The organism is Arthrobacter sp. K5 (assembly GCF_040448525.1).
GTDB classification, from domain to species: domain Bacteria; phylum Actinomycetota; class Actinomycetes; order Actinomycetales; family Micrococcaceae; genus Arthrobacter; species Arthrobacter globiformis.
Window position 1 is genome coordinate 2,789,936 of the sequence record NZ_CP159279.1, and the last position, 11,704, is coordinate 2,801,639.

At 68.0% G+C, this 11,704-nt stretch carries 12 protein-coding genes; 3 read left to right on the forward strand and 9 right to left on the reverse strand.

Annotation, left to right across the window (positions count from 1 at the left end):
• Positions 1 to 25 precede the first annotated feature (25 nt).
• Both ABRP34_RS12585 and ABRP34_RS12590 read right to left on the reverse strand, forming a co-directional pair.
• Positions 26 to 802: an SGNH/GDSL hydrolase family protein gene (locus ABRP34_RS12585; protein ID WP_353710436.1), complete on the reverse strand. Its 777-nt coding sequence runs from the start codon at positions 800 to 802 to the stop codon at positions 26 to 28.
• Positions 803 to 878: 76 nt separating this feature from the next.
• Entirely contained in the window at positions 879 to 1,364 is a 486-nt protein-coding gene (locus tag ABRP34_RS12590; protein WP_003798564.1) for a MarR family transcriptional regulator, read from the reverse strand.
• 98 nt (positions 1,365 to 1,462) lie between these two features.
• Here ABRP34_RS12590 and ABRP34_RS12595 point away from each other — a divergent pair, with 98 nt between their 5' ends.
• Positions 1,463 to 1,747 (forward strand): YciI family protein, encoded by a 285-nt coding sequence (locus tag ABRP34_RS12595; RefSeq protein ID WP_003798565.1) that lies wholly within the window; start codon positions 1,463 to 1,465, stop codon positions 1,745 to 1,747.
• Here ABRP34_RS12595 and ABRP34_RS12600 read toward each other — a convergent pair.
• The 6 genes from ABRP34_RS12600 to ABRP34_RS12625 all read right to left on the reverse strand — a co-directional run bounded on the left by ABRP34_RS12600 (position 1,744) and on the right by ABRP34_RS12625 (position 8,094).
• Positions 1,744 to 2,571, reverse strand: a complete 828-nt coding sequence (locus ABRP34_RS12600; RefSeq protein WP_353710437.1) for an SGNH/GDSL hydrolase family protein — start codon at positions 2,569 to 2,571, stop codon at positions 1,744 to 1,746. The two genes, ABRP34_RS12595 and ABRP34_RS12600, sit on opposite strands and share 4 nt — an antisense overlap.
• A gap of 225 nt (positions 2,572 to 2,796) precedes the next feature.
• The gene (locus tag ABRP34_RS12605; RefSeq protein WP_353713355.1) at positions 2,797 to 3,801 is read right to left on the reverse strand and encodes a siderophore-interacting protein; all 1,005 of its coding nucleotides are present in this window, start codon (positions 3,799 to 3,801) and stop codon (positions 2,797 to 2,799) included.
• A 65-nt stretch (positions 3,802 to 3,866) separates the two neighbouring features.
• Positions 3,867 to 4,694: an ABC transporter ATP-binding protein gene (locus ABRP34_RS12610; RefSeq protein WP_353710438.1), complete on the reverse strand. Its 828-nt coding sequence runs from the start codon at positions 4,692 to 4,694 to the stop codon at positions 3,867 to 3,869.
• A complete protein-coding gene (locus tag ABRP34_RS12615) occupies positions 4,694 to 5,842 on the reverse strand; it encodes an iron chelate uptake ABC transporter family permease subunit (protein ID WP_353710439.1) in 1,149 nt (382 codons plus the stop codon). The genes ABRP34_RS12610 and ABRP34_RS12615 overlap by 1 nt, the downstream gene beginning before the upstream one ends.
• A complete protein-coding gene (locus ABRP34_RS12620) occupies positions 5,839 to 6,876 on the reverse strand; it encodes an iron chelate uptake ABC transporter family permease subunit (RefSeq protein WP_353713356.1) in 1,038 nt (345 codons plus the stop codon). The genes ABRP34_RS12615 and ABRP34_RS12620 overlap by 4 nt, the downstream gene beginning before the upstream one ends.
• 96 nt (positions 6,877 to 6,972) lie before the next feature.
• The gene (locus tag ABRP34_RS12625; RefSeq protein WP_353710440.1) at positions 6,973 to 8,094 is read right to left on the reverse strand and encodes an iron-siderophore ABC transporter substrate-binding protein; all 1,122 of its coding nucleotides are present in this window, start codon (positions 8,092 to 8,094) and stop codon (positions 6,973 to 6,975) included.
• A gap of 207 nt (positions 8,095 to 8,301) precedes the next feature.
• Here ABRP34_RS12625 and ABRP34_RS12630 point away from each other — a divergent pair, with 207 nt between their 5' ends.
• Both ABRP34_RS12630 and ABRP34_RS12635 read left to right on the forward strand, forming a co-directional pair.
• Positions 8,302 to 10,293, forward strand: a complete 1,992-nt coding sequence (locus ABRP34_RS12630; protein WP_353710441.1) for an MFS transporter — start codon at positions 8,302 to 8,304, stop codon at positions 10,291 to 10,293.
• Positions 10,290 to 10,838, forward strand: coding sequence for a TetR family transcriptional regulator (locus tag ABRP34_RS12635; RefSeq protein ID WP_353710442.1), 549 nt, complete (start codon positions 10,290 to 10,292; stop codon positions 10,836 to 10,838). Before ABRP34_RS12630 ends, ABRP34_RS12635 begins: the two co-directional genes overlap by 4 nt.
• A 96-nt stretch (positions 10,839 to 10,934) precedes the next feature.
• Here the strand turns inward: ABRP34_RS12635 and ABRP34_RS12640 are convergent, their stop codons facing one another.
• Positions 10,935 to 11,672 (reverse strand): hypothetical protein, encoded by a 738-nt coding sequence (locus tag ABRP34_RS12640; RefSeq protein ID WP_353710443.1) that lies wholly within the window; start codon positions 11,670 to 11,672, stop codon positions 10,935 to 10,937.
• Between the last annotated feature and the right edge of the window lie 32 nt (positions 11,673 to 11,704).

Sequence of the window (11,704 nt, forward strand, 5' to 3'; positions counted from 1 at the left end):
GCCGGGTGAGCTGGAGCCGGGTGAGCTAGAGCCGGGTGAGCTGGAGCCGGGTGAGCTGGGCGTACCTGGGCTGGAGGTTGTCGCCGGAGGACTTGCCCGTGACCCGCCGGACCACCCACGGCGCGGCGAATTCCCGGACCCAGCGGGCGTTGGCCCTTAGCGCATCCGCCTTGCTCAGCTCCGGGACAGGGGTCATGGGTGGAACCTCGATGGAGTGCTCGTGTTCGAGGACCGTCAGGACGCGCTTGGCCATGTTGGCGTGGCCGGCGGCGGACATGTGCATCCGGTCTCTGGCCCACATGCCCCAGTCGTAGTATTCGTTGAAGCGCCAGTAGTCCACCAGCAGGGCTCCGTGGTCCCCGGCGATGCCGCGCACGAGTTCGTTGTAGATGGCCGTACGCCCCCGCATGGTGCCGAAGACCTTCGAGCCCCGCGCGTCGAAGCCCGTGAACAGCACCACGGTGGCGCCCGTGGCCGCGAGCTTCCCGACGGCTTTTTCGTAGTCCGCGAGCAGGTCGTCGATGTCGATCTTGGGGCGGAGAATGTCGTTGGCACCGGCGTAGAGGGTTACCAGGGTGGGCCTGAGCGCAATGGCGGCGTCCACCTGCTCGGCCAGGATCTGCCGCAGCTTGCGGCCGCGGATGGCGAGGTTGGCGTAACCGAAGCCGGGGTCGGCCGAGGCCAGCTGCTCGGCCACCCGGTCAGCCCAGCCGCGGACCCCGTTGGGCCGCGTCGGGTCGTCGTCGCCCACTCCTTCCGTGAAAGAATCTCCGAGGGCAACGTAGCGGGCCGTGAAATCCATGGGAGCAAGTCTGCCACCCGTTGCCGGGAGCAACCAAGACAGGTCCGATCGCGGTCCCGCTACCGTCTGGGCGATGCTACTGCTGCCGCTCGCGGAGGATCCAGTGGTTGCTGTCCAGGCGGGCCACAATTTTTTCGCCGATGCGGGCGAGGTCCGCAACATCACGCTCAGTCAGGGCATCGAGAAACAGCGAGCGCACGGATTCAACGTGGCCCGGCGCCAGCTCCACGATGGTGGACATGCCCTCTTCGGTGAGGTGCGCGGTGGTGACCCGGGCGTCTCCGGGATGCGGCCGGCGTTCCACCCAGCCGCGGTTCTGGAGCTTGGTGACCACATGGGACAGCCGGGAAAGGGAGGCGCTGGTCCGTGCCGCCAGTTCGCTCATCGGCAGGAAGCGGCCTTCGGCCTCGGAGAGCATCGCCAGGACGTTGTAGTCGAACAGCGACACCTTGCCGGCGGCATGCAGCTGGGTATCGAGCGACGCGGGCAGCATGGTGTTGATGCTCAGCAGGGCAAGCCAGGCCCGGCGTTCATTGGCGTTAAGCCAGCGCGGTTCGGTCATTACTCCATCCTAGGAGAACTAACGCTTGACGGTTCAAGGCAGGTTCCCGCGGCGGCGAGTCGCCGGGCGGCCAGGGCTCTGGCGGTAGGCTGGCGGTCATGTACGTAGTTTCCCTCACCTACAAAGTTGCCCAAGAGATCGTGGACCAGCACCTGGATGCCCACGTGGACTGGCTGAAGGATGCCTTCGACGAAGGCGTCTTCATCGCCGCCGGCCGCAAGGTTCCGCGCACGGGCGGCGTGCTGCTCTCCAGGGCCGACCGTCCGACCCTCGACGAGTCACTGGCCAAGGACCCGTTCAACGTGCACGGCGTAGCCGACTTCGACGTCATTGAATTCGCCGCAAACCGCACTGCACCGGGGTTCGAGAACCTGCTGGACTAGTCGCGCGGCTCCATCAGCTTTTTCAGGCCGCCTTTGCGCGGAACCTTCACCGGCTCCGGCCAGCGGGGGCTAAGGCTATCGCCCAGAGTGACGCCTCGGAGCTTGCGGCCAAACAGCGGCAGCACCCAGTCATTGACCCAGCGCCGCTGCCGCCGCTCCCAGTCGCGGAGCGTCGTCCTGGCCGGCGGCTCCCACTCCTTGAGGCTGATCTTGTGCGGCACACCCAGGTGGTCCAGAACTTGCGCCGCGAGGTATTTGTGCCCGGCCTTGGACATATGCAGCCGGTCGGTGTCCCACATCCTGCGGTCATGGAAGGCCTCGAAACACCAGTAGTCCACGAGCACAGCCCCGTACTTGGCGGCGAGCTCACGGACCCGCCGGTTGTATAGAGTGTTCCGCTTCTTCAGCGGTTCAAGCACAGCGGACACCTTGACGTCGAACCCCGTGAACAGGACCAGGGTGGCGCCGGTGGCCGCCAGCCGGGCCACCACTTCCTCGTATTGGGCCAGGAGCTGATCCATGTCAGTGCCGAAGTCCAGGATGTCGTTGCCGCCGGCATAGAGGGTGATGAGTGTGGGCTCCATGGCGATCGCCTGCTCCAACTGCTCATCCACGATATGGCGTAGCCGCTTGCTCCTGATCGCCAGGTTGGCGTAATGCCAGCCGGGTTCTGCCTTCGCCAGCTTCTCCGCCACGCGGTCCGCCCAGCCGCGCACGCCGTTCGGCATCCGGGAACTCCGGTCGCCCACGCCTTCGGTAAAGGAATCCCCGACGGCGACAAACACCCGCCGGCCCCGGTCGGGAAGCAATGGAGAGACACCCACCCCGGCAAACTACACACACGGGGCAACATCCAAGGAAACCCCAGATGAACACCGATGCTCTCTCAGTTCCTGCAAAAATCCTCTAAACGCTCTCTCACCGTTGGTTTTCTGATGAGAGAGCGTTGGGGGGAAACCAGCCAAAAGTGAGAGAGCGTCCGGGTTGAAGCGGCAAAAGGTGAGGAAGCGTCCGGGGTTAGGCGGCAAAAGGTGAGGGAGCGTCCGGGGTCAGAGCTCGGCCTTGCCCTGGCGCCAGTAGCCCATGAAGGCCACCTGCTTCCGGTCGATCCCGACGTCGCGGACCAGGTAGCGCCGCATCTCCTTGATGACACCCGCCTCGCCGGCGATCCACGCGTAGAACGGCAAGGCACCCGCGGGCTTGTCGGGGTTCTTTGTGGCGCTGACAGCGGCGGCGTCGAGGCGGGCAGGGGTTTCCCAGAGGATCTCCTGGTCAACGTTCACGTCGTCGGGTTCCGGACCGGCGGCTTCGGCGGACTTGATGCCCACCCAGCCCGGCACGGGGACGGCCGCCCTGACCGCTTCCTGAAGGAGTTCGCCGTGCGGCCGGGACCTGCCGATCGAGGCGCCGCGCGCCAGCCAGGTGATTTCGACGTCGGCCGCCGTTTCCAGGTCCATGAAGTCGCCGGCCTCCGGCACTTCCAGGAAGGCGTGCCCGGTCATGTAGTCGGGCAGGCTTTCGAGAATGGCGCTGATCGCGGGGACAGCCGTCTCATCGCCGGCCAGGAGCACACGCCCGGCCAGGCCCGGCCGCCATTCGATGCCCGAATACGTTTCCGCGGTGATGCAGTGCGCCGCCCGGTTGTTCGGCCCGATCAGGGTGAGGGCGTCACCCGGCTTGGCCGTCAGCGCCCAGTTCGCCGCGGGACCACCGTTGCCGTCGGCGTCGAAATGCATCACGAAGTCGACGTCGATCTCCGGGTAGACGGCGTCCAGCCGGGACTGGCGGACGGTGTAGGTGCGCATGGAGCCCCGAGTGGCCGGATCCATGGCCAGCCACTCCTGGTACCAGCCGCTCTCCTCCATCCGGAACTTCGGCAGCGGAATCCGGCCCCCGTCCGGCGACAGCGATGGGATCATGAGTTTGATGCGCAGGTCCAGGCTGTCCCCGTGGACACCGAAGTCGCGCAGCGAGTAGCCGCCGAACGTCACGCGCCGGAAGTTCGGGCTCAGCTCCTGCACGGCCGAGACAGTGACATCGAACGCCAGGGTCATCGGCTCGGTGGCGAGGCCGGGACGGTCCGTGACGGAGGTGCGGGCGGAACTGTTCTGTGCTGCGCTCATGAGGCCATCTCCAGGGTCGTGGTCGAAACTTTTGGGTCAGCGTGGTGCCTGCCGAGGGGGATGATTAGCGGGGTGCCGGACACCGGGTCCGGGACCACCCGGGATTCCAGCCCGAAAACGTTCCGGACCAACTCCTCGGTGATCACGCTGGACGATGCGCCCTCGGCCACGATCTGCCCGGCCTTCAGGGCGATGACATGGTCGGCGTAACGCGCGGCAAGGTTCAGGTCGTGCAGCACGATCGCCACGGTGGTGCCGCGCTGGCGGTTGAGGTCGGTGACCAGGTCCAGAACCTCAACCTGGTGCGCCAGATCCAGGTAGGTGGTGGGCTCGTCGAGCAGCAGCACGTCCGTTTCCTGGGCGAGCGCCAAGGCGATCCACACCCGCTGGCGCTGCCCGCCGGAGAGCTCGTCGACGTTCCGCCCGGCGAGCTCCAACGTTTCGGTGGCTTCCAGCGCCCGCTGCACGGCGGCGTCGTCCTTCTCCGACCAGCTGCGGAAGAAGCCCTGGTGCGGGTACCGCCCGCGGCCCACCAGGTCCCGGACGGTAATGCCGTCCGGCGCCGTCGGGTGCTGCGGGAGCAGGCCAAGGGTGCGGGCCAGCTCCCGCGCCGGGCGCGAGTGAATGTCCTTGCCGTCGAGGGTGACGGTGCCGCCGGCGGGCTTCAGGAGCCGGGACAGGCCGCGCAGGAGCGTGGATTTTCCGCAGGCGTTGGCGCCCACGATCATGGTCACCCTGCCCTCGGGGATCTCCGCCGTGAGGTTTTCCACGACCCGGCGCTGATCGTACTGCAGCGTGAGGTCCCGGGCTTGCAGAACAGCCATCAGGCATCCTTTCGGTTGGACGTGACCAGGAGCCACAGCAGGAACGGGGCGCCGAGGGCGCCGGTGACGACGCCGACCGGCAGGACGGTGCCGTCCAGCAGCAGCGGGGCGATGTTGGCGGCGAAGTAGTCCGCCGCCAGGACGATCAGGGCGCCCACCAGGGCCGACGCCGGGAGGCTGGAGCGGCCGGTGAAGCGGCGCGCGATGGGGCCGGCAAGGAAGGCGACGAATGCCACCGGCCCGGCAGCCGCCGTCGCCACTGCCGCCAGCGCGACGGCGGTGAGCACCAGACCCAGCCTGGAGGCACCCACCCGCACGCCGAGACCCGCGGCGGCGTCGTCCCCCAGTTCGAGGATGCGCAGCGCCCCGGCCAGCACGGCGGCGGCCGGGACCAGGACCATCAGCGTCAGGGCCAGCACGCCCGCACGGTCCCAGCTGGCGGAGTTGAGCGAGCCATTGATCCAGATCAGCGCCTCCGCGGCGGTGCGGATGTCGGCCCGGGTCATGAGGAAGCTGACCATGGCGTGCAGCGCGGCGGCGATGCCGACGCCGGCGAGGATGAGGCGGCTGCCGGCGGCGTTCCCGCGGCTGCCGCCTCCGAGGCCCAGGAATCCGCTGCGGGAAATGCCGTATATCAGCGCCGCCACAGCCATCGCACCGCCGAGGGCGGCACCGGACACCACAGCACCCGAGGCACCAAATACGACGATGGCCAGGACGGCTGCGGCGCTGGCCCCGTAGCTGATGCCGATCACGTCCGGGCTGGCCAGCGGGTTGCGGAGCATGGTCTGGAACAGCGCGCCCGAGAGCCCGAAGGCCAGGCCGATCAGCGTGCCGATGACCGCCCGCGGCAGCTTGGCCTCCATCACGATGAAGCTGGCACCGGGGATCTTCTCGCCGCCGGTGAAGTGGGCGGCGAGGATCTTGAAGAAGTCGGGGATGGTCACGGTGTAGCTGCCCAGCAGGATGCTGGCAGCCAGCAACAGCACGACGCCGACGGCCAGTACCGCCGTCCGGTTCACCAGCCGCCGGTTCAGCACAGTCCGCCTCTGGTTCGAAGCGCGAACGGGCAGATAATGCCCGGTTTCCGGGGTTTTGCGGGCATTATCTGCCCGTTCGCGCATGGGGATGGGGGCCTTCGGAGTCACAGGCCTGCCCCCTTGCCGCGGCGGACCAGCCACACGAAGACAGGAGCGCCGATCAGGGCCGTCATGATCCCAGCCGGAACCTCGCCGGGAAGCAGGATCACGCGTCCCACGACGTCGGACACGAGCAGCAGCGCCGGCGCAAGCACGGCGGAGAACGGCAGGATCCAGCGGTAGTCGGGGCCGGTCAGGGAGCGGACGGCGTGCGGGACAACGAGGCCCACGAATCCGATGGGGCCGGCCAGGGCGGTCGCCGACCCGCACAGCAGGACGATGCCCAGCGCGGTGACCGCCCGCGCCAGCCCGACGTTCTGGCCCAGCCCGCGGGCGACGTCGTCGCCGAGCGCCAGGCTGTTGAGGACCCGTCCGGCCAGGAGCACGATCAGTGCCCCCACGATGAGGAACGGCAGGCCGGGCAGCACCACGGACCAGTCGCGCCCCGCAATGCCGCCCACCTGCCAGAACCGGAAGCGGTCCAGGGTGTCCTGGCTGGAAACCAGGATGACGTTCATCAGGGAGAACAGCCCCGCGCTCAGGGCGGCACCCGCCAGGGCGAGCTTGACCGGCGTCGCGCCGTCCCGGCCCATGGACGCGATGAGGTAAACGACGACGGCGGCAGCGGCCGCGCCGATGAAGGCGAACCAGATGTAGCCGGTCAGGGAGGAGACGCCGAAGACGTGGATTCCGGTGACCACGGCCAGGGCGGCGCCGGCGTTGACGCCGATGATGCCCGGGTCCGCCAGCGGGTTGCGTGCCACGCCCTGCATGGCGGCACCGGCCAGGCCCAGCGCCGCACCGGCGAGCAGGCCCAGCACGGTCCGCGGGATCCGGGCGTGCACCACGGCATGGTCGCCGTCCGCCGGATTGAACTGGGACAGGGCCTGCCACACGGTTTCCAGGGACAGGCCCCGCGCGCCGACGGCAAGTGAGGCGCAACAGACAACAACGAGCACGACGACGGCGGCCAGCAGCCAGGCTGCGCGCGGCCCGCGGACCTTGCGCGCAGGCTGGGCGCGAACGGACAGCTGGGGCCCCATGGCTGCAGCCGCAGGGGCCCCAAGTGTACGTTCGGGCCGGGTGGCGGGGGCCGGCGTCGTGCTCGGTGTCATCAGAGGTTGCTTACGTGACCGGGCTTACTTGACCGCGTCTGCGGCCTTAGCCAGCTGCGGCAGGAACGTGTCCAGCGACCACGGCAGGCTCAGCGGCGAGGAGGCCGAGATGGACAGGGTGAGCGTGTTGTCCGAGTCCGCGACCATGGCGCCGTTCTTGATGGCCGGGATCTGGCCCAGCAGCGGGTCGGCCTTGATGGATTCGGTGGTCTTGGCGTCCGGAACCCAGGTCACGAAAATGTCGGACTCGAGCTCGTTGGCCTTTTCGGCGGACCACGGGATGAAGAATTCCTTGGACCCCTTCGAGTTCTCCTCCACCACCGGGGCGAGCTTCATGCCGATCTCGCTGAGGAAGCGCGGGCGGTTGTCGTTGGCGGTGTATACGTTCACGCCGTCGCTCTTGGCCGGCTCGAGGTTGCCGTAGATGTAGCTCTTGCCCTCGAGCTGCGGGTAGGCGGAGACCTTGTCCTTGATGGTGGCTTCGGTGTCGGCGATCAGCTTCGTGGCCTCGGCTTCCTTGCCCAGCGCCTTGCCGATGATGCTCGTGGAGTCCTGCCAGGACGTGCCGTAGGCCAGCTCGGGATGCGCAACCACGGGAGCGATTTCGCTGAGCTTCTTGTAGTCCTCCTCCGTCAGGCCGGAGTAGGCACCCAGGATGACGTCCGGGTTGAGCTTGGCGATTTCAGTGAAGTTGATGCCGTCGGCCTCGGAGAACTGGACCGGCGCCTTGTCCGAACCGAAGCCCGCGCCGAGCTTCTCCAGCGCGGCGTCCTTCCACGGCGTGGAGCCCTTGGCGTTGCCGCCCCATTCGTTCTTGGGCACGCCCACCGGGACCACGCCCAGCGCGATTGCAACGTCGTCGTTGACCCAGGAGACGGTGACGACGCGCTTGGGCTGCTCCTTGATCGTGGTTTCACCAAAGACGTGCTTGATGGTCACCGGGAACTGGGCGCTGGCGGACGATGCGGCGCTGGTTTCCGAAGCGGTGGAGGCCGGACCGGTGGAGCATGCAGTCAGGGAAAGAGCCGCGGCGGCGAGGACGGCGGTGGCCTTGCCGGCGGTCTTGAGGAGGGAGCGGCGCGTGGTGCCAGCGGCAGCGGAACCGCCGGGAACGGCCGAACGGCCGGGGAAGAGGGGGGAAGTCACGGAACTCCTTAGGTGAATGAAGCGAACCCAAGTAAGGCTAGCCTATCCTTCCGAAGATTACGAAAGGTTTGCGTCACGTAATTGCCCGAAGTGGCAGGACTAACGCCCCGGCGCCTTGCCAGCCAGGGGTGAACAATGGTTCACTCGAAGGGTAAACGCCCGTTCACCCTTATTCCGGGCGCCCGTCCCCACAAAGGCCCGCCACACATGACAGCACCCTCTGCCCCGAAGCCAACCCGCAGCCCGTCCGCGATCACCACAGTCCTGGCGCTCAGCGGGACACTCGTGGCACTCATGCAGACCCTCGTGGTGCCGCTGCTGCCCGATTTTCCGCGGATCCTGTCCGTCACTCCTGACGACGCGTCCTGGCTGGTGACCGCCACGCTCCTCGCCAGCGCCGTCGCCACCCCGATCGTGTCCCGCAGCGCCGATATGTACGGCAAGCGGAAGATGATGGTCATTTGCCTGGCCATCATGGTGGCCGGCTCGGTGATGGCCGCCCTCGGCGGGACCTTCCTGTGGCTGATCATCGGGCGGGCCCTTCAGGGGTTCTCCGCGTCGCTGATCCCGGTGGGCATCAGCATCATGCGCGATGAACTGCCCAAGGAAAAGATGGGCTCCGCGGTGGCGCTCATGAGCGCCACCCTGGGCATCGGCAGCGCCCTGGGCCTGCCGCTCGCCGGCCTCCTCTATGAAAGCCTCGGCTGGACCTCAATTTTCTGGGTTTCCGCGGCCGCCGGGACGCTGCTGCTGCTGGCAGTGGTGCTCGTGGTGCCGGAATCCAAGGTGCGCACCCCCGGCCGCTTCGACTACGCGGGCGCGCTGGTGCTCTCCGGTGCACTCGGATCGCTGCTGCTGGCCATTTCCAAGGGCGGCACCTGGGGCTGGGGCTCGGAACCTGTGCTCCTGTTATTCCTCGCGGCCGCGCTGCTGCTGGCCGTCTGGATTCCCTACGAGCTCAGGGTGGGCCAGCCCATGGTGGATCTTCGTACCACGGCGCGGCGGCCGGTCCTGATGACCAACCTTGCGTCGTTGCTGATCGGTTTCGCGATGTTCGCCAACATGCTCCTGACCACCCAGCAGCTTCAGCTTCCCCTCGCCACCGGCTACGGCTTTGAACTGAATGTCATCACCGCCGGCCTCTGCATGGTGCCCTCCGGACTGGCGATGGTGGTGTTCGCCCCGGTGTCCGGCGGCATCATCCGGCGCTTCGGCGGCCGGTCCGCCCTGATGACCGGTGCCGGCGTGATGATCGTCGGGTACGTGGGGCGGGTGTTCTTCTACGACTCCATCACGTGGGTGATCATCGGCTCCACGGTGGTGAGCGTCGGCACGGCCATTGCCTATGCCGCCATGCCAACGCTGATCATGGGAGCCGTCCCGATCACGGAGACCGCCTCCGCCAACGGCCTGAACAGCCTGGTCCGCTCCATTGGCACGTCGACTTCCAGCGCCGCCGTCGCCGCCGTGCTCACCTCGGTCACCATTCCGCTCGGCGCCGCCCGGCTGCCCTCGTTCGATGCCTTCAGGGATGTGTTCTGGATGGCCGCGCTGGCGTCCGCCGCGTCCGTCCTGGCAGCCATCTTCATTCCCCGCATCACCACCCACCGCCCCGCTGCGCCGGCGGCAGCAGAGCTGGTGGTGCAGGGGCGCGTCCTGGCACCCGACCACCGCCCGCTCACGCCCGCCGTCGTTACCGTCCTCCAGACTGAGGGCGAGCCGGTGGACTGGAGCCGGGTGGACACCGACGGCAACTATTCCGTGGCGCTGCCGGGTGCCGGGAAGTACCTCGTGGTGGCCAACGCTGCGGGCTGGGCGCCGATGGCGGAGGTCTTCGATTTCGACGGCCGCACGCTGAAGCAAAACTTCCTCCTGCACGAGCGGCTGGAAATCAGCGGCCGGGCAGCCATTGGCCGCGGGCCCGTGACCGGCGCCGTGGTGACGCTGCTGCGCGCCACCGGCGAGCACGTGGGCACCGCCAGGACGGACGACGACGGCGTGTACACACGTCCGCTGCCCGCCGCCGGACGCTACATAGTGACTATGCTTCATCCCGTGACTCATCAAGCCGTGGCGCGGAAGCTCGCCGTCGACAACCGGTCCGTGACCGTGGACCTTACAGCCGAACACCTCCCCCAGCGGGCCGGCGCAGAGCGGACCGCCGCGGGCCGGACCGGCGGGGAGCCGGTGCGGGCATGAGCAGCCCCAGCCAGGAATCCATTCTCACCGCGGCCGGGCGGCTGTTCGGCGAACGCGGCTACCGGGCCGTGACCGTCCGCGACATCGCAGCGGAAGCCGGGGTTTCAGCGGCCCTGGTGATGAAACTGTTCATCTCCAAGGCCAAGCTGTTCGCTGCTGTGCAGCCGGACGAGTCGCTGCTCACCGAACTGACCGTCCCGGCGTCCGAGCTCGGCGGCGCGCTGGTGTTCCGCGTGCTGATGCGGCGGGAACGCGGCATGCAGGAACCCTGGGCCATGATTCCGATCAATGTTCACGATGCCCCGGACCCCGACGCGTCGCGGAACGAACTGCGCGAACGCTACCTCGGCAGCATTGCCAAGCTGATCGGGGATGCGACGCCGGACCGCCGCTATGCCTCGACGGTCACAGCGCTGATGACCGGGTTCGGCGAAACGGTCCGGACTTTGGGGCTCTTCGACGGCTGGGACTTTGACGAGCTGGTGGCCTACTACGGCGGAATCGTCCAGGCCCAGATCGACGCCTGCACAGCCGCACACTCCTAAACGCCCCCAAACGCAAAACCGCTGGTTGAGCTGGTCGAAACCCAAAGGTTTTCGACAAGCTCAACCAGCGGACCACTCAATCAGCGGTGAGTCGGGTTAGCGATACGAGATGCTCAGCAGCAGCGCCTTGAGGGCCTGCCCTTCGGCGCCTGCCAGCCAGGACTTGGCCGCGGCATCATTGGCGAAAGGCTTCTCGATGAACTGCACGTCCGCCACGATCACGCCGTCGCCGGCGCGGATGATGCCGTCAAGCGCGGTGCCCTGTCCTGACTTGGGGGCCCCTGCCGCCAGGTGCATGCGGTAGGTCGCGTTGCTGTCCATCCGGTCCACATAGAACGCGTACTGGGCGGCAGGCGCGGGCTGCGCCGCGAGGCCCGGTACGGGTGCCGACTCGAAGACTGTGCGGGTCACCGGGTGGGATACGCCGTCGGCGATCCGCCCGGAATACACGGTGGCCTGCTTCGTACCGCCGGCATCGACGACCGTCGCCGTGGCCGAGTCCGACGGCGAGCCGGAGCCGGTGAAGAGCTCAACCTTCCAGCCGGCCGGGTACTTGAAGGACACGTGGCCGTTCGGGAACGTGAACGTCTTGACGTCGGCAGCCGGAGCCGGCGACGGCGAGGTACCCGGATTCGCCGCACCGCCGGCCCCCGCGCCGCCTCCGGCGGAGGCTGACGGGGTCGGTGAAGCCGACGCGGTCGCGGACGTGGCCGGGGAGGACGACGACGGAGCCGCCGCAACCATGGCGCCGCAGCCGGCCAGGGAGAGGGCGGCGGCGGCAAGGGCAGTGACGACGGGGGCGCGGAACGCAGGGCGCATGGTGGTGCCTTTCATGATGACGCCGTCAAGCTCGCAAGGGGCTGCTC

Excerpts from the sequence above, each read along its gene's own strand:
- ABRP34_RS12635 (WP_353710442.1), top strand. The coding sequence starts at position 10,290 with ATGAGCAGCCCCAGCCAGGAATCCATTCTCACCGCGGCCGGGCGGCTG.
- ABRP34_RS12605 (WP_353713355.1), bottom strand. The coding sequence starts at position 3,801 with ATGACCCTGGCGTTCGATGTCACTGTCTCGGCCGTGCAGGAGCTGAGC.
- ABRP34_RS12595 (WP_003798565.1), top strand. The coding sequence starts at position 1,463 with ATGTACGTAGTTTCCCTCACCTACAAAGTTGCCCAAGAGATCGTGGAC.
- ABRP34_RS12610 (WP_353710438.1), bottom strand. The coding sequence starts at position 4,694 with ATGGCTGTTCTGCAAGCCCGGGACCTCACGCTGCAGTACGATCAGCGC.
- ABRP34_RS12585 (WP_353710436.1), bottom strand. The coding sequence starts at position 802 with ATGGATTTCACGGCCCGCTACGTTGCCCTCGGAGATTCTTTCACGGAA.
- ABRP34_RS12620 (WP_353713356.1), bottom strand. The coding sequence starts at position 6,876 with ATGGGGCCCCAGCTGTCCGTTCGCGCCCAGCCTGCGCGCAAGGTCCGC.
- ABRP34_RS12640 (WP_353710443.1), bottom strand. The coding sequence starts at position 11,672 with ATGAAAGGCACCACCATGCGCCCTGCGTTCCGCGCCCCCGTCGTCACT.
- ABRP34_RS12590 (WP_003798564.1), bottom strand. The coding sequence starts at position 1,364 with ATGACCGAACCGCGCTGGCTTAACGCCAATGAACGCCGGGCCTGGCTT.
- ABRP34_RS12630 (WP_353710441.1), top strand. The coding sequence starts at position 8,302 with ATGACAGCACCCTCTGCCCCGAAGCCAACCCGCAGCCCGTCCGCGATC.